This window comes from Amycolatopsis benzoatilytica AK 16/65, from assembly GCF_000383915.1.
In the GTDB taxonomy this organism is placed as follows: Bacteria; Actinomycetota; Actinomycetes; order Mycobacteriales; family Pseudonocardiaceae; genus Amycolatopsis; species Amycolatopsis benzoatilytica.
In genome coordinates, this window is record NZ_KB912942.1 from 4016813 (window position 1) to 4038560 (window position 21748).

15 protein-coding genes and 1 tRNA gene are annotated in these 21748 nt (G+C 70.5%); 7 read left to right on the top strand and 9 right to left on the bottom strand.

Annotated features, from left to right (window positions below; genetic code table 11):
- Nucleotides 1-37: 37 nt before the first annotated feature.
- Genes ligD (AMYBE_RS0118330) through AMYBE_RS0118340 form a run of 3 tightly spaced genes read right to left on the bottom strand, consistent with a single transcriptional unit; the run spans nucleotide 38 to nucleotide 2408 of the window.
- Entirely contained in the window at nucleotides 38-901 is an 864-nt protein-coding gene (ligD, locus tag AMYBE_RS0118330) for a non-homologous end-joining DNA ligase (RefSeq protein WP_020660852.1), read from the bottom strand.
- The gene (gene ligD, locus AMYBE_RS0118335; RefSeq protein WP_020660853.1) at nucleotides 898-1842 is read right to left on the bottom strand and encodes a non-homologous end-joining DNA ligase; all 945 of its coding nucleotides are present in this window, start codon (nucleotides 1840-1842) and stop codon (nucleotides 898-900) included. The genes ligD (AMYBE_RS0118330) and ligD (AMYBE_RS0118335) overlap by 4 nt, the downstream gene beginning before the upstream one ends.
- Nucleotides 1843-1847: 5 nt before the next feature.
- Nucleotides 1848-2408, bottom strand: coding sequence for a DNA polymerase ligase N-terminal domain-containing protein (locus AMYBE_RS0118340; RefSeq protein WP_020660854.1), 561 nt, complete (start codon nucleotides 2406-2408; stop codon nucleotides 1848-1850).
- Between the two features lie 256 nt (nucleotides 2409-2664).
- On the opposite strand from AMYBE_RS0118340, the gene AMYBE_RS44945 reads away from it, so the two are divergent.
- Nucleotides 2665-2826, top strand: coding sequence for a hypothetical protein (locus AMYBE_RS44945; RefSeq protein WP_154676240.1), 162 nt, complete (start codon nucleotides 2665-2667; stop codon nucleotides 2824-2826).
- A 141-nt stretch (nucleotides 2827-2967) separates the two neighbouring features.
- On the opposite strand, the gene AMYBE_RS0118355 is transcribed toward AMYBE_RS44945, so the two are convergent.
- From AMYBE_RS0118355 to AMYBE_RS0118365, 3 genes are all read right to left on the bottom strand, one after another.
- Nucleotides 2968-4335 carry an amidase gene (locus AMYBE_RS0118355; protein ID WP_245573215.1) on the bottom strand — a complete coding sequence of 456 codons (1368 nt, stop codon included), beginning with the start codon at nucleotides 4333-4335 and terminating at the stop codon, nucleotides 2968-2970.
- Between the two features lie 216 nt (nucleotides 4336-4551).
- Nucleotides 4552-5355: a phage integrase N-terminal SAM-like domain-containing protein gene (locus AMYBE_RS0118360; protein ID WP_027927779.1), complete on the bottom strand. Its 804-nt coding sequence runs from the start codon at nucleotides 5353-5355 to the stop codon at nucleotides 4552-4554.
- Nucleotides 5356-5490: 135 nt separating this feature from the next.
- Nucleotides 5491-5564: transfer RNA gene (locus AMYBE_RS0118365), tRNA-Ile, on the bottom strand.
- 161 nt (nucleotides 5565-5725) lie between these two features.
- Here AMYBE_RS0118365 and AMYBE_RS0118370 point away from each other — a divergent pair.
- The gene (locus AMYBE_RS0118370; RefSeq protein ID WP_020660858.1) at nucleotides 5726-5992 is read left to right on the top strand and encodes a hypothetical protein; all 267 of its coding nucleotides are present in this window, start codon (nucleotides 5726-5728) and stop codon (nucleotides 5990-5992) included.
- 317 nt (nucleotides 5993-6309) lie between these two features.
- Here AMYBE_RS0118370 and AMYBE_RS0118375 read toward each other — a convergent pair whose 3' ends face one another.
- Nucleotides 6310-8532 (bottom strand): ATP-binding cassette domain-containing protein, encoded by a 2223-nt coding sequence (locus AMYBE_RS0118375; protein ID WP_020660859.1) that lies wholly within the window; start codon nucleotides 8530-8532, stop codon nucleotides 6310-6312.
- Between the two features lie 685 nt (nucleotides 8533-9217).
- Here AMYBE_RS0118375 and helR point away from each other — a divergent pair.
- Nucleotides 9218-11395, top strand: coding sequence for an RNA polymerase recycling motor ATPase HelR (helR, locus tag AMYBE_RS0118380; protein WP_027927780.1), 2178 nt, complete (start codon nucleotides 9218-9220; stop codon nucleotides 11393-11395).
- Between the two features lie 3 nt (nucleotides 11396-11398).
- On the opposite strand, the gene AMYBE_RS0118385 is transcribed toward helR, so the two are convergent.
- Nucleotides 11399-12364 carry an Lrp/AsnC family transcriptional regulator gene (locus AMYBE_RS0118385; RefSeq protein ID WP_020660861.1) on the bottom strand — a complete coding sequence of 322 codons (966 nt, stop codon included), beginning with the start codon at nucleotides 12362-12364 and terminating at the stop codon, nucleotides 11399-11401.
- A gap of 96 nt (nucleotides 12365-12460) precedes the next feature.
- Between AMYBE_RS0118385 and AMYBE_RS0118390 the strand changes: the two genes are divergently transcribed.
- Nucleotides 12461-13879, top strand: a complete 1419-nt coding sequence (locus tag AMYBE_RS0118390; RefSeq protein WP_034287102.1) for an amidase — start codon at nucleotides 12461-12463, stop codon at nucleotides 13877-13879.
- Nucleotides 13880-13958: 79 nt separating this feature from the next.
- On the opposite strand, the gene AMYBE_RS0118395 is transcribed toward AMYBE_RS0118390, so the two are convergent.
- Nucleotides 13959-17177 (bottom strand): AfsR/SARP family transcriptional regulator, encoded by a 3219-nt coding sequence (locus AMYBE_RS0118395; RefSeq protein WP_020660863.1) that lies wholly within the window; start codon nucleotides 17175-17177, stop codon nucleotides 13959-13961.
- Between AMYBE_RS0118395 and AMYBE_RS0118400 the strand changes: the two genes are divergently transcribed.
- The 3 genes from AMYBE_RS0118400 to AMYBE_RS41925 all read left to right on the top strand — a co-directional run bounded on the left by AMYBE_RS0118400 (nucleotide 17176) and on the right by AMYBE_RS41925 (nucleotide 21563).
- Nucleotides 17176-18030 (top strand): NAD(P)-dependent oxidoreductase, encoded by an 855-nt coding sequence (locus AMYBE_RS0118400; RefSeq protein WP_020660864.1) that lies wholly within the window; start codon nucleotides 17176-17178, stop codon nucleotides 18028-18030. The two genes, AMYBE_RS0118395 and AMYBE_RS0118400, sit on opposite strands and share 2 nt — an antisense overlap.
- A gap of 11 nt (nucleotides 18031-18041) precedes the next feature.
- Nucleotides 18042-18902: an NAD(P)-dependent oxidoreductase gene (locus AMYBE_RS0118405; protein WP_020660865.1), complete on the top strand. Its 861-nt coding sequence runs from the start codon at nucleotides 18042-18044 to the stop codon at nucleotides 18900-18902.
- A gap of 132 nt (nucleotides 18903-19034) precedes the next feature.
- Nucleotides 19035-21563 carry a hypothetical protein gene (locus tag AMYBE_RS41925; RefSeq protein WP_154676241.1) on the top strand — a complete coding sequence of 843 codons (2529 nt, stop codon included), beginning with the start codon at nucleotides 19035-19037 and terminating at the stop codon, nucleotides 21561-21563.
- Nucleotides 21564-21748: the final 185 nt, after the last annotated feature.

Consider the following 21748-nt stretch of genomic DNA (forward strand, 5'->3'; position numbering starts at 1 on the left):
TGGCCGGTGGCGGACTCGGCGGGCTGAGCGCTGGGCCTCAGGCGAGCGCCTTCAACGCCTTCTCCGCAGACCCGGCGTCCTCCCGCATTCCCCGCCATGGGTCGTCCTTGCGTGCCAGCCGCCGCGCCAGCTTGGCCGGCCCCCAGCCGTTCGAGTCGGCTTTGCCGAGTTCCGCCCAGTCCAACGGCGTCGCCGAGGCCGCGCCGGGGCGAGCGCGCAGCGAGTACGGGGCCACAAACGTCTGTGCGTAGCCGTTGCGATTCGCGTCGACGAAGACGCGGTCGCCACGCTGGTCCTTGCGCTGAGCGGTGGTCAGGCGGTCCGGGTCTGCCGACGCGACACGGTCCGCCAGGGCTCGCGAAAGTTTCAGGACTACGTCCGTGCTGGCCGTGGCGTCGAGGGGGGCCACCACGTGGAAGCCGCGGCCTCCGGTGGCCTGCAGGTACGCGACGAGTCCGGCTTCGGCGTAGTGGTCGCGGATGCGGCGCGCCGCGGTGCGCAGGTCGGCGACGTCGGTGCCCTCCGGCGGGTCCAGGTCGAGCACCAGCAGGTCCGGCTTGTCCGGTGCGTCCATAGTGGACAGCCAGACGTGGAATTCCACGGTGGCCTGGCTGGCCAGGTACAGCAGGGAATCCTCGTCGTCGCACACGACGTACTCGTCGGTGCCGCCGCCCCGGCGCGGCACGCGCGCGGTGCGCAGCCACGACGGGAAGTGCTCGCTCGGATGCTTCTGGAACCAGCCCTCGGCCTCGATGCCGTCCGGATACCGCCGCAGCGTGAGCGGACGGCCGCGCAGGTGCGGCAGCATCGGGGACGCGACCGTGCGGTAGTGCTCGACGACGTCCCCCTTCGTGAGCCCGTCGCCGGGGTAGAAAACCTTGTCGGGATGAGAAATCTTCACGGGCGCTCCCGGATCACGTCGGACGGTTTCTTGTCCTCGCGCAGGCCGCTGAACCGCGGGTGGCGCAACCGGCCGTCGCGCGTCCATTCGGAAAAGCCGATCTGGGCGACCAGTTCGGGCCGCACCCAGCGCGCACCCGGCTCGTGCACCGGATCGGCGAACGGTGAGCGGTCGGCTTCGCGCCGGACCAGCTCGGCCCGCAGCGAGGTCAGCAGGTGGTGGTCGAAGCCGGTGCCGACCTTGCCCGCGTACCGCAGCTGCCCGTTCTCGTGGTAGCCCAGCAACAACGCGCCGAAGCCTAGGCGGCTGCCCTTCGGGGCGGTGAACCCGCCGATCACCATCTCCTGCCCTTGCTGGCACTTGAACTTCAGCCAGTCCGGCGAGCGGCCGTGGCGGTACGGCGCGTCGGCGCGTTTCGCGATGACTCCCTCCCAGCCGCGACGGCACGCTTCCTCGAAGAATTTCTCCCCCTCGGTGTTGCGATGCGCCGACAGCCGGAGCGGATCGTCGAAGACGAAAGCGTCGCGCAGGATCGACTTTCGCTGGCGCAGCGGGAGCGGCGTGGTGTCTTGCTCGTCGTAATAGAGGAGGTCGAATAGGTAGTAGTAGACGCGCACGCCGGTCGCGCGGGCGCGCACCGGATCGGTGAGGTGGATGCGCGGCTGCAGCGCGGTGAAACTGGTCTGGTCGCCGTCGAACGCCACGATCTCCCCGTCCGCGACGAACCGAGGGCCGCCCTGCGCGGCAAGGGCTTCCACGATTTCGGGGTACGCGTTGTCCATCACGTTGCCGTTGCGGGAGTACAGCGTGGGCGTCCCGCCGTCGCGCACGCAGAGGGCGCGCACGCCGTCGAGCTTGCGCTCGTAAATCCAGCCCTCGTCGGAGAAGCGGCGGTCGGTGAGCGTCGCGAGGGTCGGCTCGCTCCAGCCGGGACCAGACATTCGCGTCATGCGAGGTCCCGGTTGGTGCGACCGGTGAGCACGGATTCGAGCTGTGTTTTCGCGGGTTTGCGGCGCCTGTCGGCTCCCTCGTCGTCCTTTTTGACCAGCAGCCACTGCTCCTGGCCGGACGAACGGCGGCGGATCAGGGAGAAGGCGCCGCGCAGCTTCTCACCGCGCAGGCCGACCTTGAGGTGGCCGTCTTGGAGGGCTTGTTCGGCGGAGTCGTCGGTGAGCACGTCGAATGTGCCGGTGTCCCACACGATCACGGTGCCGCCGCCGTACTCGCCGGCGGGAATGGCGCCCTCGAAGCGTGCGTAGTCGAGCGGGTGGTCCTCGGTCCGGATCGCGAGCCGCCGGTCGGCGGGGTTCAGCGACGGGCCTTTCGGCACCGACCACGAGACGAGGACACCGCCGATCTCCAAGCGGAAGTCGAAGTGCAGGCTGCTCGCGTCGTGCCGCTGCACGACGAACACCGGCTCGGTGTTCCCGCGGCCCCCGCGCGGCTCGGGTGTCCGGCGCCGGTCTCGCTTGGCGCGGTACTCGGCCAGCCGGTCCTTCGAGGACATCCCACCACCTCCGCTCGCCCGGGTGCCCCGGAGCCGGCGACGCGAAACGCCCTCGGCGACTCGCCACCCCGAGGTCTGCCGCGCCAGCGGTTCGGGCTTCAGTGCACGGCGAAACCGCCGTGTTCGGCGACGACCAGGGCGCGGCCGTCGAGGTCACCGGGTCCGCGGAGCCGTCGCGGGCGGTGACCCGCAGGCCGCGCTCGGGCGCGACGCCCTGTTCGGTCGCGAGGCGCTGGATCGTCCGGTGTTCCGGCGGATGAAGTTCATCTACCGCAACGCCTACGAGATGCAGCAGCTCGCGCGCAGGCACGACTCGTCCTACGCCGAGTTCTCCCGCACGGAACGTGCTGACGTCACCCTCCGCTCGATCGCCCTCGACGACAGCTGTGTTCGTCGGTTGTTGCCGGTGGGCCAATAACAGCAGGCGATCCGCCGGGAGAACGTGTCCCAGACCTGCCGTCCGGATCGATGATGACGACGACCGGAACGTCCGCTTCCCGTCTTGATCAAGACACGGCTGGGAGACGTCTGCCGGGATCTGGCTAGCCGGGACGGCACATTAGGGCTGGAGCGGCGGGCGACGGTCGCGGACCGGGCTGACCGATTCGAGTCGTTCGGCCAGTGCGAGGAGGTCGTGGTCGGCCCACCAGGTGCCGACGAGCTGGACGCCGATGGGCAGGCCGCTCGCGGTCGTCCCGAACGGCAGCGAGACGGCGGGCAGGCCGGTGAGGTTGAAGGGCACCGTCGCCCGCATGACGTTGCGAGCCGGTACTTTCTTCCCGCCGACAACGTAACTGGATTGCGCATGCGGCGGCGCCGGGATCGGCACGACCGGGCAGACGAGCACGTCGTAGTCCTGGAACCAGCCCGCGAACACCGACCTCAGCTGTTCCACCTCGCGCTCGGCGGCGAGGTAGTCGGCGATCGTGACGTCGGGCGCCTGGAGCGTCCGCGCGATCACCGGGTGCAACTCCGCCTCCCGGCCGGCGGTGATGCCGCGCAGGTAGGGCAGCATCTCGGCGGTGAACAGCGTCGCAGAAATCCGCGTGCAGTCGTGCTCGGCGAGCCACGGGATGCCGACCTGCTCGACCGGGAAACCGAGGCCCGACAAGGCCGTGGCCGCCGCGGTCACCGTGCCGGCCACCTCGGGGTCGATCGGGCCGAACGCGTCGGTGGTCCAGCCGATCCGGACGGGCCCGCCGGGCCGGGCGGCGGCGGGAACGGCGACCGCGTAGGGGTCCCGCCTGTCGGGGCCTTCCAACAGGGACAGCGCCAGGCGCAGGTCGCGCACGCTGCGCGCCATCGGGCCGGTGTGCCACCACCGCCGCAGTACGTGCGGGAAATGACCGGTGCACGGCACCCGGCCGTGGGTGGGTTTGATCGAGGCGATGCCGGTGTCGTGGGCCGGTCCGCGCACGGAGATCGCGACGTCGCTGCCCAGGCCGAGCGGCGACAGACCCGCCGCGATGGCCGCGGACTCGCCGCCGCTGGAGCCGCCGGGGGTGCGCTCGGGGTCGTAAGGGTTGAGCGACCGGCCGGCGAGCAGGTTGTCGGTCTCGGTCCAGTACGACATCTCGGGCAGGTTGGTCTTCGCCAACGGGATGCCGCCCGCAGCCCGCAGCCGCGCCACGGCGGTGGCGTCGGCCTCCGGCACATGATCGGCGAACAACGACGATCCCCGGGTGGTCCGGACACCCTCGGTGTCGAACGAGTCCTTGATCGTGAACGGCACGCCACCCAGCGGCCCGGCATGCGGGCGAGCGGCAGCTGCGAGAGCCTGCTCGCCCAGCACAGTGACGAACGCGTTGACCCGCTCCCCCAGCGCCTCGATGCGATCCAGATGCGCCTGCACGACCTCGACCGCGGTAACCTCGCCGACAGCTATCAGGCGCGCCAGCTCTGTCGCGTCGAGCCAGACCAAATCCATGGTGACCATCATCGATGATCGTAATGACGGGAGCCGGCACCCGTCATCGGCGCCCCGAGCCGCGCAACGCGGCGGCGAGACCGTGACCGCACGCCCAGTGGCGCACGACCAACACACTCGTCTGCCGCTTACCTCCTGCATTAGGGAACGCTGCGTTCGCGAATCGCCTGTGCGACAACCTGTTCCACTCTGCGCTGCTGTCGGTGGGCCACACGACTAGTAACGCGGCGGGCTGGCCCGCCAACTTGCATCGGTGCACCCAGGCATGCCGGGACAGATACGGAAACACCGGGCCAATTCCGGCTTGTTCGGCCCTTCGGCTGAGCATCGCCCGGATGCCCCTCTCGGCCATCGGACCGGAGCGGAAGAGCCGAGCCGCCGCAGTGCGCCTTCCGTACGGATGACGTGCGCGTGCGCGGATGTAGCGCAGGAGCGCTTCCGCTCTGACCGCGTTGAACGGCACGTCGCGCGGACGACGACCCTTCCCCACAACACTGATGACATCGACGTCGAAGCTCCCACGCTCCTGCTCCACCGGGTCCGCCACCCGCAACGGGGCCAATTCGCCCACCCGCACACCGCAGTGGTGGCTAGCAGCGCCTTCAATTCGGCGTCGCGCAACACGTCCGGCGACCCGTCCGGAACCTGCGGGACCTCCATTTTGTAAAACGGCGAATTGTCGATGATCTCTTCGACGTCGTCGAGCCATCGGTAGAACTGCTGCAAATGCCGGTACTGCTTGGCGATGTAGCTGTGCGCAAGAGACGCTCCGGTGCGAAAATTAGGACGTTGCCGGAGGTACTCGAAATACCGCTCCAATTCCCGGCGCCCCACCTCCGTCGCCACCATCGACAGCTCTTCGTCGTCGAGGTAGTCGACCAGCATGGCGACGCTCTCCAGGTACGCGGCGATCGTGGAGTCGGCGCGGTTCTTGGCCCTCAGATGCGTTCTCCAGTCCGAGACGAGCTCCCGGATGTCATCGGGCTCCAGCACCTCCACAGGTGCCTCAACGGCGGTCATGAAAACAGTGTTACTCAAAAGATCCCTTGGGTTACAAGCGCTGTGCTCGTCTCCGACCTTCTGGCCGACCAGGGTTTCAAGATCGTTTTTTCGGGAAATCCGCCCAGGTCAGGGGCATAATTTGAGACGAAAAAGTGGGCCGGGTCGGGCTCGAACCGACGGCCAAGGGATTATGAGTCCCCTGCTCTAACCAACTGAGCTACCGGCCCTTCGAGGACGGCGCGTTCGCATACGCACATCATCCCCAGTTCGTTTCAACTTATCACAATGGCCGCCTTGGCCGATGGCGTAGGCCGATCGGGTCCGAGTGCGGTCCCCGGCCACCCGGTTCGTCTAGATTGCAGAGGTCAGCCCCGGGGAGGAGGCAGCCATGGCCGCCGGACGACGGGTTCCGCTCGCGCTTCTCGACTCGCTCGCCGCCGGGCTCGCGCTGGGCTACCTGGCTCGCCAATACCGCGACGTACTGCTCGCCCACGGAGCGATGGTCTCGCTCGCGGTCGTCGTCGCGGCCGGGCTGGCGCTGGCGGGGTACCGGGGGTTTCGCACCTTGGAAAGAGCCAGCGCCCGGGTGGACGCCATCGTCGCGGACGAGCTTTCGCGCCGGAACCGCCGTCCCTCGCCACGGCCGCGTCCGTGAACCTCCTTTGACCGCACGGGTTTGCCGATTCCTGACTCGAGGTAGGGACGAGGTGCGGAACCGCGAGTCGCGGAGACCGTCCATTGCCGGGAAAGCAACGAGCTGAGCCCTGCGCATTCCCCCGAACCGACGCCGAGCCCACGGTCACGCCGGACGTGCCCGGTCCGGAGAATTCGTCCAAACCGGCTAGCCGCCCCAACGAAAATCGGTGCCTGCCGCGAGACCGCCGGACGGCGGCACCGCCACCACCATCGCCAAGCGGGCCAGCTGATCCCTGCCGTCCCTGGCCGGACGCCAGCTGCCCCGGCGCCCGCGCCCTAGCTGTCCAGCGCCGCCCGGAAGTAGCGACCGGTCGCACCCTCGTGCTCGGCCAGCCCCTTCGGCGTTCCGGTGTAGAGCACTCGCCCGCCGTTCTCGCCCGCACCGGGACCGAGGTCGATCACCCAGTCCGCCGCGGCCACGACGTGCAGCGAATGCTCGACTACGACCAGCGTGCGGCCTTCGTCGACGAGCCGGTCGAGCAGCGCGACCATCCGCGTCGTGTCGCTCGGGTGCAGGCCCGCGGTGGGCTCGTCGACCAGCAGGTCGTCGCTGGTCGAATCGAGCTGCCGGGCGAGTTTCAGCCGCTGCCGCTCGCCGCCGGACAGGGTGTCCAGGGTGCGGCCGCTCGCCAGGTGGCCGAGGCCGAGTTCGCCGAGCAGCGCGGCCAGCCGCACCACGTCCGGGTGCGGGACGTAGCGGGCCAGCGCCGACACCGGCGTGTTCAGCACCTCCAGCACAGTCCGCCCGTCGAGGCGCGGTTCCAGCGACTCGGCGCGGAAACCGGTGGAGCCGCACACCTCGCACGGCGTGTCCACGTCCTCCAGGAACGCCAGGTCGGTGCGCCGCACCCCGGTGCCGCGGCAGGCCGGGCAGCCACCTTGCGAGCGCGGGTTGAACAGCTTCGGCGACAACCCGCTGACCTCGGCGAACGCCCGCTGCACCGGATCGGACAATCCCAACCAGGTGCCGACCGTGGACCGTGCCGTCGCGACGATCTGGCTCTGGTCCACCTCGGTGAACCGCGGATGCCGTTCGGCGAGCTCCCCGGCCAGCGTCGACTTGCCCGAGCCCGCGACGCCGGTGATCACGGTGAGCACCCCGGTCGGAACGTCGACGTCGATCCCGGCGAGCGTGTGCCGGTGGAGCCCGCGCAGCGGCAGCCAGCCGCTCGGTTCGCGTAGTCCGTCCTTGAGCCGGACACCGGTGCGCAGCGCCCGCGCGGTCGTGGTGTCCGCTTTCCGCAGCTCGGCGGGCGAGCCGTGGAACACGACGCGCCCGCCCGCTTCGCCCGCACCGGGCCCCAGGTCGATGACGTGGTCCGCGGCCACCATGACCGCCTCGTGATGATCCACCACCAGCACGGTGTTGCCGTGGTCGCGCAGCCGCCGCAGCACGTCGACCAGCGACGCGACGTCGGCCGGATGCAGCCCGTCAGTCGGCTCGTCCAGCACGTAGGTCAGGTCGGTGAGGCTGGAACCCAAGTGCCGCACCAGCTTCAGCCGTTGCGACTCGCCGCCGGACAGCGTCGGAGTGGCGCGGTAGCAGTGCAAGTGGCCGAGACCAAGCGTGATCATCGACTCGAGCCGCAGCCGCAGCGCCGCCACCAGCGGCTTCGCCCAGTCGTGGTCGACTCCGGCGCAGAACTCCAGCAGCCCCGCCGCATCCCGGTACCCGAGGTCTACAATGGACACCCCGTTGAGCAGGCTTTCCCGCGCCGCCGGGGCCAGCCGGCTGCCGCCGCAGTCCGGGCACGGCCGCTGCGCGGTGACGTCAGCCAGCGCGGCCTTGACGGCAGGGCCGGGTTTGGCTTCGCGTTCCACCAGCAGCCGCCGGATGCGCGGCACCATCGACTGGTACTGCGCGCTGGCCGGGAACCGGGGCAGCGGGTTCGGCGGCTTCCGGGTGGGACCGTGCAGGAGGAACTGCACGAGCTCTTCGGGCCATTCGCGCAACGGCAGATCGTTGTCGAAGAATCCGGAGTAGACATAGCGCTTCCAGATCCAGGTGCCGACCGCGAAACTGGGGAAGACCATCGCCCCGTCGTTGAGCGACCGGCTGCGGTCGATCATCCGCTCGCCGTCGATGTCGGTGACCGTGCCGAGCCCCGCGCAGGTCGGGCACATGCCGGACGGATCGTTGAACGAGTAGGCGGGCGAGTACCCCGCCGACGGTTCGCCGAGGCGGGAGAACAACATCCGCAGCATGGTCCATACCTCGGTGGCGGTGCCGACGGTCGACCGCGAGTTCGTCCCGAGCGGCTTCTGGTCGACCACGACCACCGTGGTGAGCCCGTTGAGCGAGCTGGCCTCCGGGGCCGGATCGTGCGGCAGCTTGGACCGCACGAACGCCGGCATCGTCGAGTAGAGCTGCCGCCGCGACTCGGCGGCCAGGGTGGCAAACGCGAGCGAGGACTTGCCCGATCCGGAGACTCCGGTGACCGCGACCAGCTGGTGCTTCGGGATGTCGACGTCCACGTCGGCAAGGTTGTGCGTGCGCACGCCCCTAAGGCTGATCAGGTTCGACGGCATGCGTCCCAGCCTACGTCGCGGGACCGACAGAAACGGGCCAGCCGACCGGCAGCTCAAGGCCGGCGGACCGACCTGCTCGGGCAAAAGCTGGTGCCGCGGGGCGCGGGGCTGGTGAGTGCTGGGCAATCTCGCGAAGGCGGCACAAGGGAACTGGGAGTGTCTCGCTCCTCCCCTTTCACCATACAACGCAGGGCGGGGCTTGCCGCAAGACCCGGGTGAGGGAGCAGAATCGCTTCTCGACAAGGGGACCTGCGGTCCGGCGGCCAGCGACCAGAGAAACGGGCGACCAGAGAAACGGGCGACCAGGGAAACGGGCGGTCCGAGCCCTCGGCGGCCGGGAATCCAGCGGTCCGCGGCCGGACCGGACCAGGCCAACTCCGCTGGATCCGACCGCCGCCCCGGCAGACAGGCCACCTCCGCCTCGGCCAGCCCTACCGAAATCACACCCGCGACCCGGCTCCGCCCGGCCAGCCCAACCCGATCAGCCGCCTGGCCACAGCCCGGACAGCGAACTCCCACAACCCAGAAACCCGAGAAAATCCGCGCCCCACCCCGCCACTTGACAACGGGTGGACAATAAAAAATCGACGCGTCTTCACCAAGGATCAGAAGTTCACGTCGAATGTAGGTTCAGAATAACAGCAGTGAGGGGAATGTGTCAACTCAGGGGTACGAAGCAGAACTGCGGTCCGAGCAGGAGTACGTGACCGCGCTCTACGCGCGGCTCGACGGAGAGCGCGAGCGGGCCAAGACCCGCTACACCGCTGCACTCAAGCAAAACGACGGGCTTCCGGGCGAGCGAGACGTAGCGGTGCGCGCGCTCGCCCGGGAGAACCGCCGGCTGTCCGTCGCGGATTCCGGGTTGTGTTTCGGGCGGCTGGACGCCCGCGACGGCGGCCGTTCCTACATCGGCCGGATCGGGCTTTTCGACGAGGACGACGAGTTCAAACCGGTCCTTCTCGACTGGCGCGCGCCCGCCAGCAGCGCGTTTTACACCGCGACCGCGGCTTCCCCGGAGAATCTGCGCCGCCGACGGCAATTCCACCCCAAGGGGCGACGGGTCGCCTCGTTCACCGACGAAGTCCTCGGCAGCGGCGAGCGATCCGACGCCGACACCGATGCCGCCCTGCTCGCCGCCGTCAACGCGCCCCGGGGCGAGGGGATGCGGGACATCGTCGCGACCATCCAGGCCGAGCAGGACCGGATCATCCGGCTCGACCATCCGGGCGTCCTGGTCATCGAGGGCGGCCCGGGCACCGGAAAAACCGTCGTCGCACTGCACCGCGTCGCTTATCTCCTCTACACCCAGCGCGAGCGGATGGAGCGGCACGGCGTGCTCGTCGTCGGGCCGAATCCGGCGTTCCTGGACCACATCGGCCGGGTGCTGCCGTCGCTCGGCGAGTCCGACGTGGTCTTCGCCACCCCGGGCGGTCTCCTGCCCGGACGGCACGCGACGGACGAGGACGAGCCGGAAGCCGCGCGGGCCAAGGGATCGCTGGGGATGGTGGACGTGCTCAAGGCGGCTATCGCGGACCGGCAGGCGCTGCCGCCCGAGCCAGTCGTCCTCAAGCTCCGCGACACCGCGGTGCGGATCGACGCGGAGACCGCCGAGTGGGCTCGCGACGAGGCGCGGCAGAGCGGGCGGCCGCACAACGAGGCGCGCTCCGTCTTCGTCGAGATCGTCACGTATGTGCTCACCGAGCGTGCGATCGCCCGCATCGGCCGCGGCTGGCTCAGCCGCGACGAACGCGAAGCATGGGAAGAACTCCGCGCCGACCTGCTCGCCGAACTCAAGGCCGATCCGGAGTTCGTCCGGGCGATAGACGCGCTCTGGCCGATCCTGACCCCGGAATCCCTGCTCGCTCCGCTCTACGCCTCCCCTGCCCGGCTCGCCGCGGCCGGCGCGGACCCGGCGCTGCACCGCGAGCAGGGCGACGCCTGGACGCTGTCGGACATCCCGCTCCTGGACGAGCTGATCGATCTGCTCGGCAAAGCACCGGAACGCGCCAAGCAGCGCGAAAACGCGGCGGAGCGCGCCGCCGAAGCCGAGTACGCGGCCGGGGTGCTGGACATCCTCCGGCTCGACCGCGAGGAGCAGGACGAGGACATCGGCCTCACCGCCGAGCATCTGCTCTACGACACCGACCTCGCCGACCGGTTCGTCGAAACCGACACCCGCGACCTCGCCGAGCGCGCCGCCGCGGACCGGGACTGGACTTACCGGCACGTCGTGGTGGACGAGGCGCAGGAACTGTCCGAAATGGACTGGCGGGTGCTGATGCGGCGCTGTCCGAGCCGGTCCTTCACGGTGGTCGGCGACCTGGCCCAGCGCCGGTCCGAGGCGGGCGCGCGGGACTGGGGCGCGATGCTGGACCGCTATGTCCCTGGTCGCTGGGTCTACCGGTCGATGTCGGTCAACTACCGCACCCCGGCGGAGATCATGGCTGTCGCGGTGACCGTGCTGGCCGAGTTCGCCCCTGCGGTGGAGCCGCCGGAATCGGTCCGGGCGTGCGGGGTCCGACCGTGGTCGCGGAAGGTCAGCGACGACGATCTGCCTGGCGCGGTCGACGAATTCGTCCGCGCGGAGGCCGCTCGCGAAGGCACCAGCGTGGTGATCGGGCCGCCGGACGTGCCGGGCGCGGTGGCCGCGTCGGACACCAAGGGCCTGGAGTACGACGCGGTGCTGCTCGTGGACCCGGACCGGATCCTCGATGACGGCCCGCGCGGCGCGGCCGAGCTGTACGTCGCGCTCACCCGGTCGACGCAGCGGCTCGGGGTGCTGCACCGGGGACCGTTGCCGGAGATGCTGAGCGGGTTGGAGGAGCGGGCGTAACGGTCAGGAGCGCAGCTCGGGAGCGAGGACGCCGCTGCGCTTCAACGCTTTCAGCAGCACCCCGGTGTGCACCGAGTCGGCCAGCCGGGACCACTGCGAGCTGCCGACGAAATCGTGCAACGCGGCGATGTCGGGCAAGGTCACGTCAGCCACCAGCTGGTACTCGCCCGTCATCGCCGCCGCGTACCGCACGAACGGCGAGCTCAGCAGTGCGCGCCCGAGCCCGTCGACGCGGTGCGGGCGGCAGCGGATCCACAGCAGCGCCTCCACCGGCAGTCCGAGAACGGCGGGCTCCACCACCGCCCGGATGAACACCCTTTCCTCCCGCCGCAACGCGTCCAGCCGGCGGCGGACGGTGGACTCCGAGGTGCCGGCGGCGCGGGCCAGCTCGTCGTGGGTCCGCCGGCCGTCCTCGCGCAGTGCGCGCACGATGGCGCGTTCCTCGCTGCTGAACACGGCGCCCTCGGTACGCCGGGGTTGCGGCGTCGGCTGCGGGAACGGGGCGAGAGCCGCCGTCTCAGCGGACGTCAGCAGGTCCGGCTGCCATTCGTGGACCGTGCGGTAGTAGCGGGTGACAGTATCAGCCGTCAGATCCTGGACACCGGGGATTCCGGCCATCTCGTCGAACATGAACGTCGGCAGCCGTGCGCGGTCGCAGAAAACCTCGGCGACCAGCTCGCGCGGTCCCGTGCTCAGGTAACAGAAGCTGGTCTCCGGCCGTACGGCGAGCGCCGTCGCGGCGGGACGGCCGAGCCCGGCCTGGCAGGTTCCGCGGAGCAACAGCGGCACTCCGTGCGGCGAAACGGCGATAACCGTCACGACGCCGGTGCGCAGCAGCTGCGTGCCGCGACGCGCCACTGTGCGCTCCGGCGCGTCCAGCACCTCGGCGATCCGCCGCCAGGGCGCACGGCCGTCGGCTTGCAGCGCCCCGGCGATTCGCCGGTCGAGCGAGTCCAGGAGTGCGGGCATCGGCCAATACTCTGGCTGATTCCGCCATTTGTCGAGCCGCACTTGTCGGACCCCGGCAAGGCCAGGGAGGCTGCTGGGCATCGTCGTCCGGAAGGGATGCCTGTGAGCGCCGAAGAGATCTGCTACCTGCCCGCCCGTCGGCTGGCTCATCGGCTGCGCGCCGGCGAGCTGTCCGCGCGCGAGGTAGTCCAGGCCCACCTGGACCGGATCGAGCAAGTCAACCCGCAGGTCAACGCCATCGTCACGGTGACCGCCGAGCGCGCCCTCGCCGAAGCCGCGGCAGCCGACGAGCGGCTGGCCCGCGGCGAGGCGGTCGGGCCGCTGCACGGGATCCCGGTGGCGCACAAGGAGACCCACGACGTCGCCGGCGTGCGCACCACGTACGGGTCCCCCCTTTTCGCCGACCACGTGCCGGACACCGACACCCTCGTCGTCGAACGGATCCGTTCGGCCGGTGCGATCATGCTCGGCAAGACGAACGCCCCCGAGTTCGGCGCCGGTTCGCACACGTTCAACCCGGTCTTCGGCCCCACTCGCAACCCGTACCGCCGCGATCTGTCCGCGGGCGGCAGCAGCGGCGGTGCCGCCGCGGCTCTCGCCGCTGGCCTGCAGCCACTCGCCGAAGGGAGCGACATGGGCGGCTCGCTGCGCAACCCGGCGTCGTTCTGCAACGTCGTCGGCCTGCGCCCGTCCCCGGGCCGAGTGCCGGCCTGGCCGGCACCGCTGCCGTGGGACGGTCTCGGCGTGCAAGGCCCGATGGGCCGGACGGTCGCCGACGTCGGACTCCTGCTGTCGGTGATCGCCGGTTACGACGAGCGCAACCCGATCGCGCTCGACCAGCCCGCCGAGCAGTTCGCCGGACCGCTCGACGCCGACCTCGCCGGCCTCCGCGTGGCGTGGGCGCCGGACCTAGGCGGGCTGCCCGTCGACCCGGCGGTCACCGCGGTGCTGGAGCCCGCGGTCGAGGTCTTCGCCGGCCTCGGCTGCCGCGTCGAGCCCGCGTGCCCGGATCTGAAGGTCGCCGACGAGGTGTTCCGGGCGTTGCGCGGATGGCTCTTCCACGCCGGTCTCAGCGACCTGCTGGACGCGCATCCGGGCCGGATGAAGCAGACGCTGGCGGACAACATCGCCTACGGCGCGACCCTTTCCGGCGCCGACGTCGCGACCGCCCAGACCCGGCAAATGCAGCTGATGACCGGGATGCGGGAGTTCTTCGGCCGGTACGACCTGCTGCTGGCGCCGGTCAGCCAGGTGCCGCCTTTCCCGGTGGGGTGGGAGTACCCGGAGACCGTCGCCGGACAGCCGATGCACGACTATCTGGAGTGGATGCGCTCGGCGTACACGATCTCGGCGACCGGCTGCCCGGCGATGTCCGTACCCGCCGGGTTCACCACCGACGGCCGCCCGGTAGGGCTGCAGATCATCGCGCCGCTGCGGGGCGAACTCGGGCTGCTGCGCGCGGCGCACGCGTTCGAGCAGGCGACCCGGTACGGCGAGCGGCGGCCGGTCTTCTGAGCCCTGCCCGGCCGTCGCCGGCACGTCCGGTGGTCCGTGAAGGGCCCCATCCGGGAATCCAAGTCCGGCAAGGGGCCCTTCACGGACCGCTCGCCTCGGGAATACGTTCAATCGCCGGAACTTTCGCCGCTCCTCCGGACCGGAACTCCGCCGCAAACGCCTCCGCCCCGAGCGCCGCCCGGACCCGTTCGGCGATCCGGTCCACATCGCCCCGCTCCGCGGCCGGCAGCGGCGCTCCGATCCCGGCCCGCACCGCGGCCGCCGACCCCAGCAGCCGCGCCGCCTCCCGGTGCTCGCCGGCCAGTCCCCGCGCTCCGGCCAGCCCCTCCAAGGCCAGCGCGATCGCCCTCGGATCCCCGAACCGGCGGGCGATCTCGAACCCTTCCCGCTGCCGCCGCAACGCTTCCTCGGCGTCCCCGCGCAACTCGGCGACGAATCCGAGTTCCGCGACGATCAACGAGTTTCCCGGTTCGAAATCGACCTGCCGGTTCCACGCCAGCAGGGTCCGCAGGTGTCGCTCGGCCAGATCGAGCTCTCCCTCGCGCCGTGCACCCAGCGCCAGACCGGTCAGCGCGTACATCGCGCCCGGCGTGAACCCGTGCTCCTGGCCGACCGCCCGGGCCCGCTGATGGAACTGCCGCGCTCCGGCGTAGTCCTTGCGCAGCAAGGCATTCCGCCCTAGCCAGGACAGCTGGTAGGAGACCTCCGGCCACAGCTCCAGCTCTTCGGCGATCGCCAGCCCTTCCGTGTGCACCGCCTCCGACCGCACGTAGTCGCCGGAGAGCGACGCCAGAGTGCCGTGCGCGAAAATCGCCTGCAGCTGGCCCCATCTGTCGCCGATCTCGGCGAACAGCTCCGCGCAGCGGTCGGCGAACCCCCGGGCGCCGGTGACGTCGCCGCGAGACAGCACCTGACTCGCCCGGTCCGCGGCGGCCACCGCGATCCCCCAGCGATCGTCGGCGGCTTCGAAGGCGGCGAGCGCCGCCACGGTCAACGGCTCGGCACCGGCCAGGTCGGCCACAGTCGACAGTGCGTACCCGATTAACCATTTGGCCCGGGCACTCATCGGCTGTTCGGCCACCGGCCGCCAGTCGGGCCGGTCGCCGGCCAGGATGCCGAACGCCGACAGCGTCGCCTCCGCTTCGATCCGCAGCGCGGGATCACCGCCCGGCAGGCTGAGCGCGACCCGCAGCGAGCGCATCGCCTCGGCCATCCGGCCGCGCAGGAACCGGTACCAGGCCGTCCGGTTCGCCAGCCGCAGAGCGTCGTCGACATTCCGCCAACCAGCCAGATTCTCCGCGGCGGCACGGAGATTCGGCGTGTCGGCGTCGAACCGCTGCAGCCAGTGGCGTTGGTCGCGTCCGCGCAGCTGCGGGTCCGCCCGTCCGGCGAGCTCGACGTAGTACTCCGCGTGGCGACGGCGCACCCGCTCGGCCTCACCCGCCTCGCGAAGCCGCTCCAACCCGTAGACGGCTACCGATTCCAGCAACCGATAGCGCGGCCCGGGAGCGGGCACCACGAGCGAACGGTCCACCAGCTTCGCCAGCAGCCCCAGCACTTCGAGCTCTTCGACGCCATCGCCGGCGCACACCGCTTCGGCCGCGTCCAGCGCGCAGTCTTCGGTGTGCACGGACAGCCGTTGCAGGACCAGGCGTTCCGGCTCGGTCAACAGCTCCCAGCTCCAGTCGATCATCGCGCGCAACGTCTGCTGCCGAGCAGGCACGCCGCGCCGGGTGATATCGAGGAGCCGGAACCGGTCGTCCAGGCGCCGCAGAAGCTCCGGGACGCCCAGCGCGCGCACCCTGGTCGCGGCGAGTTCGAGCGCCAGCGGCAGCCCGTCCAGCTTCCGACAGATCTCCGCGACCGCGTCGTCGTCCGCACTGTCCACGGTGGCCCCGGTGTCGGCGACCCGAGCGGCGAACAGCTGTGCCGCGCTGTCGTGGTCCAGCGGCGGCACCGGGAACTGCGTCTCGCCGGCCAGCCCGAGCGGCTCCCGGCTGGTGGCCAGCACACGCAGTCCAGGAGCTGCCCGCAGCAGCCTTGCGACCAAGTCGGCGACCGGCTCGATCAGCTGCTCGCAGTTGTCCAGCACCACGAGGATCTCTTTGCCGCGCAGCGATTCCGCCAGCCGTTCGACCGGATCCGCCGAGCCGCCGTCCCAGACGCCGAGCGTCGCGGCGACCGCTTCGGCCACCCAGTCGAGCGGCGGGCATTGGTTCAGCGCGCAGTCGTTCCGGTCCATGCCGGTCAGCTCGACCAGCCACGCCCCGGCGGCAAACTCGCCGTCCAGCTGGTGCGCGGTCTCCAGCGCGAGCCGGGTCTTGCCGACACCGCCGGGCCCGGTGAGCGTCACCAGGCGGGACTCGCCGACGAGCGCGCGGACCGACCGGACCGCCGTGGTGCGCCCGACCAGCTCGGTGAGCGGCACCGGAAGCTGCGCCCCTGCCGCTGGCGCGGCCAGCGCCGGATCCTGCGCCAGGATCGACCGGTGCAGCGCGGTGAGCTCCGGGCCAGGGTCGAGCCCCAGCTCGTCGCCGAGCCGACGGCGCAGTTCTTCGTAGGACGCCAGCGCTTCGCTCTGCCGTCCCGCCGCGTACAGCGCGCGCAACTGCAGCGCCCGCAGCCCCTCCCGCAACGGGTGCTGCTGCACCAGGTCGGCGAGTTCCGCGGTCAACGCGGCGTGTTCGCCGAGCGCGAGCCGCGCCTCCGCGAGGTTCTCCCGCGCGACGAGCCGGTCTTCTTCGAGTCGCTGGATCACCGGCTGCGCGAATGGCTCGTCGGCGAACTCGGCGAGCGCCGGGCCACGCCACAGCGCGAGCGCATCTGTGAGCAATGCGGCCTTCAACCGCGGATCCGCCGTCTCCGCCCGCACCGTCAACGCGCGGAACCGTGTCGCGTCGACGTCGTCGGGCGCGGCTCTCAGGACGTAGCCGGGCGCTTGATGCGCCACCAGCGCCCCGCTCCCCGGCTCGGCGCGTTCCAGCGCGCGCCGCAGCTGGGAGACCTTCGTCTGCAGCGTGTTGACCGGGTTGCCGGGCAGCCGCTCGCCCCACAGGTCGTCGGCCAGCCGGTCCGCGGAGACCGGACGGCCCTCGTGCACGAGCAAGTCGGCCAGCAGGGTCCGGACCTTCGCCTCGGGCACCCGCACCGGCTGGCCGTCCCCGCTGAACACGGCCAATGGCCCCAGGATGCCGAATCGCACGAATCCACCGTAACCGTCCCGTGCGCGGACCCGCAGCGAACCGTGCGCGCGCCCCGGCAGCGTGATCGGCAGATCGACGAACTGGAGGGACGACATGAACACGGTAGCCGTGCTGGGGCTCGGCGACATGGGCAGCGCGCTTGCCCGCGCACTGCTGTCAGCGGGACACGCGGTAACGGTCTGGAACCGCTCAGCGGCGAAGGCAGAGCCGCTCGCGGACCTGGGCGCGACGGTCGCGGGATCAGCCGCCGAAGCGATAGCGACGAGCGAACTCGCCGTCGCCTGTCTGCTGGACTACGCGTCGGTCCGCGAGGTGCTCGGCACCGCGTCGCTGTCCGGCCGGACAGTGGTGAACCTGACCAACGGCACTCCCCGGCAGGCCCGTGAACTGGCCGAATGGGTCGCCGCGCGAGGCGGGAAGTTCCTCGACGGCGGGATCATGGCAGTGCCGCCGATGATCGGTAAGCCGGGCGCGTTCGTGTTCTACAGCGGGCCTCGCGACGTGTTCGACGCGCACCGCGACGCATTCGCCGCGTTCGGCGGCATCAACTACGCCGGAGAGGACCCCGGGCTGGCCGCACTGCACGACCTGGCGCTGCTCTCTGGGATGTACGGCTTGTTCGTCGGCGTATTGCAGGCATATGCGCTGATCCGCAGCGAAGGACTCTCCGCGGTCGAGTTCGCGCCGCTGCTGTCCGGCTGGATCGCCGCGATGGCCGGATTCACCGAACAGACCGCCGTCGAAGTCGACCGGGGCGACTACTCCCAGGGTGTCGTGTCGAACCTGGCGATGCAGGCAGCCGCCTTCGACAACTTGCCCGCCGCAGCGGCCGATCAAGGCGTGAGCGCTGAACTGATCGCCCCGCTGCACCGGCTGCTGGTGCGCGGCGTCGCCGACGGACGCGGCGCGCAAAACCTGAGCAGTGTCATCGAATTGCTGAAGAAGTAAGGGAGAACCCGATGAACGTGACGATGATCGGCCTCGGCCCGATGGGCCAGGCGATGGTCCGGTGCTACCTGGCCGCCGGCCATGAGGTGACCGTGTGGAACCGCACCGCGAGCCGCGCCGACGCACTGGTCGCCGAAGGCGCGAAGCGCGCCGAGACCGCCGCCGACGCGCTGGCCGCGAACGAACTGGTAATCCTGAGCCTCACCGATTACCAGGCGATGTACGACATTTTGGCGCCGATCGACGACGCGCTGCGCGGCAAGGTCGTGGTGAACCTCAGCTCGGACACGCCGGAGCGCACCCGGGTCGCCGCCGAGTGGCTGGCCTCCCGCGGGGCGGAGATGATCGCCGGCGGCGTCATGGTGCCCGCACCAGTGGTCGGCACCGAAGGCTCGTTCGTCTTCTACAGCGGGCAGCGGGCGACCTTCGACCGGGTCGAGCCGACGCTTCGCGTGCTCGGCCGGCCGGACTACCGGGGAACGGACCTGGGCCTGGCACAGCTGTACTACCAGGCGCTGCTGGACCTGTTCCTCACGACGCTGTCGGCGTTCCTGCACTCCGCGGCCTTGGTCGGCACGGCTGGGGTGCCTGCGGCGACGCTGGTGCCGTATGCCAGCCAGCTGCTGGCGCTCACCCAGTCGATGCTGGACGAAGCCGCGGCGAACGCCGACGGCGGTAGCCACCCGGGCGACCAGGCGAACGCGAAGATGATGGGCGCGACGGCCGACCACATCTTCGCCGCGAGCCGCGACGCGGGCATCGACACTTCACTGCCGGCCGCCGTCAAAGCGCATTACGACCGGGTGATCGCCGCGGGACACGGGCAGGAAAGCTGGACCAGTCTGATCGAGGTGCTCCGCGGCCAGGCTTGAGCACGCCGGGGCCGCTCCTCGCCACAGCAGCCCCGGTCCTGCCAGCGACAACGCGAATCCGCAGTGTTCAGCTCCGAGGGCAGTTGACTCATCCGGCCGTTCTCAGCGCCGCCGATAGGGCAGAATCGCCGCGTGCCCACGCCCGGCAAGCCTCAACGCCCGCCCGGACCGTTCCGCCGCGTTTGGACGGAGAACCCGCGGCTGTACATCCCGGTGGCAGTGGGGTTGGCACTGGTCGGCTGGGTCACGGCTGGCGACGCGCTGCGGCCGGAATCCGTTCCGTTGGTGTGCATCGGCCTGATCGGCGGTGCGCTCGGCCCGTTCTTCGCGTGGGCGAAGAACGTCGAGGAAGAGCGGAAGGCCGAGCCAGGCCCGGCACTGTGGCCGGCCGACACCGTCAGCGAATTCCTGCTCAGTCCCGACTTCGAAGACTTCGACGCCTGGACCGCGCGGCTGGCCTGGCGCGTCCTGCTCGACGAAGCACTCGCCGATCGGGAGATCACCGCGGCGCTGATCGACGAGCGGCTCCAACGGGAGGACGTCCGCCACGGCCTTGGCGCCGACGAGTCGATCATCGGCCGGATCCGCATCGAACAGGACCAGGTCGCCGACGCCGGCAGCCCCCGGCCGCCCGCGCCGCTGCGGCGGCTCGCCGCCGGAAACGGGCTCCGGCTCGCCGCGACCGCCATCCTCACCATCGGCTATCTCGCGCTGATGAGCGAAGCCTGGCCGCGCATGCCCTGGATATGGCACGTCGTCGCGATCGCGGGACTGATCGTGGCGACCGCCCTGTCCGCCCGGGCGCTGGCGAAAGCGGTGCCGGAGCTGGTCGCCGCGGCCGGCCAAACGGAGACGCTGCAACCGCACCCCGACCTGCTGCGCATCGGCGACCGGCGCGCACACCTGCTCAGCGAGGTGGTCATCCCCGCCGTCCGCGACTTCATCCGCGCGCACCGCTCGCTCCGCTACGGAACCAAACTCGTCTACGCCGGCACCCCGGCACTAGCCGACGCCGACCACGGCGCGACCGTCCTGACCGCAGGCGTGGAACGGTTGCGGCGCATCATCGAACGGTCCGACTCCGGTGCGGTGGCACTCGCCGGCTCGCGCGGAGCAGGGAAAACGACCGCGATCGAAGCCATTCGAGCGGGCCGGCTGCGAGTCGCCGGGTCGCGGCCGCTGGTCGTGCTCGCGTCCGCCCCGGCGAACTACGAGGCCCGCGATTTCGTCCTCCATCTGCACGCGCTGATCTGCCAGACCGTGCTCGACGCGATCTCGCGCGCGCTCGCACCGGTGCTCCCCCGGAACAAAAGCGAACGCCGCGCGGCCCTCGGCCGGAGCGTGCTGCGCTTGCTCGGATTTCTGCTCTTCGCCGGCATTTTCCTCGGTGCCGCGCTTCTGTTGTGGAGCGTGCCCGTGGCGGAATTCCCGCCCGCGATCTGGCACTTGGTCGGCGCTGCGGCCGCGGATCTGCCGATGTCGGCTCGGATACTCTGGACCGGCCAGCCGGCCACGCACGTCATCGCGCTGTGCTTGATCGGCGTCGTCGCTTGGCGGCTCGTCCTGCACCTGCTGGCCGTCCCGCTCGAACTGCTCGGCGGATTCAGCGTCCGGCGCCGCCACCGGGAACTGTTCGACCTCCGCAGGCAAGCCTTGCGGCAGCTGGCCCGGACCCGGTTCCTGCAAACCCACACCAGCGGCTGGTCAGGCAAACTGACCCTGCCGCTGAAAGGCGAGGCCGGCCGCACCTGGTCCACTCAGCAGGCCGAACAACAGCTGACTCACCCCGAGGTGGTCCAGGAACTGCGGAACTTCGCCGCCGCGAGCGCCCAGACCCTGCGCGAGCACGAGCTGATCGGAGCGCTCGTGATCGCGATCGACGAACTGGACAAGATCGGCGAGCCGGAGAAAGCCCACCAGTTCGTCAATGACGTCAAAGGGATCTTCGGCGTGCCCGGCTGCTTGTTCTTCGTCTCGGTGTCCGACGACGCGGTGCTCAACTTCGAACGGCGCGGCCTCGGCCTTCGCGACGCATTCGACAGCGCATTCTCCGAAATGGTGCGCCTCGAACACTTCACGCTGGACGAAAGCCGGCTCTGGATCGCGTCCCGGATCGCCGCCGTCACCGAGCAATTCTGCTACCTCTGCCACTGCCTGTCCGGCGGACTCCCCCGCGAACTGCGGCGCTACACCATCGAAATGCTCGACATCGCCGCGCGGACGCACGAACCGAGCTTGGCGGCCGTCACGCACGAACTGGTCCGGAGCGATCTGTCCAGCAAAGTCCACGCCCTGGTCAGCCTCTTGAACACGTTCGACGCCGAACCCGACCACGTTGCCCTCACCGCGGACCTGCTCGCCATCCGCGAAACAGCCAACCCGCTCGAACTGGCCGAGGCGGCCCGCGCCCTGGTGCACGCGACCGTCGACACGTCGGTGCGGCAAACCGACGTACTCCGCTGGAACGCCGGCTGCTACACCCTGTTCTGCGCGACCCTGCTCGACGTCTTCACCGACGCACTCGACTACCCGGCGCTGACCGACGAGTTCCAGCAGCTCGCCCTGGCTCGCCAGCAGATGGCCGCGCACCCGCAGCTGGCTTGGCAGCGGATCACCGCCTTCCGCAAGAGCTACGACCTGGATCCGGGCGAGCGGTCCTGAGCGCGAAGTCCCGGTAAGCGACGCCGCCTGTCACACGGCTATTGCTCTGCCGTGCGTCGCGCAGTACGGGTCGGCGATGAAGCGCATGTGCAGTGGCCGGCATCGTTCTCGGTCCCGGATCGAGGCGGCCCGACTGTCTGCCGGGATCGAGCGCGGTCTCGCTGAACGGCCGCGGCCGTTCAGCG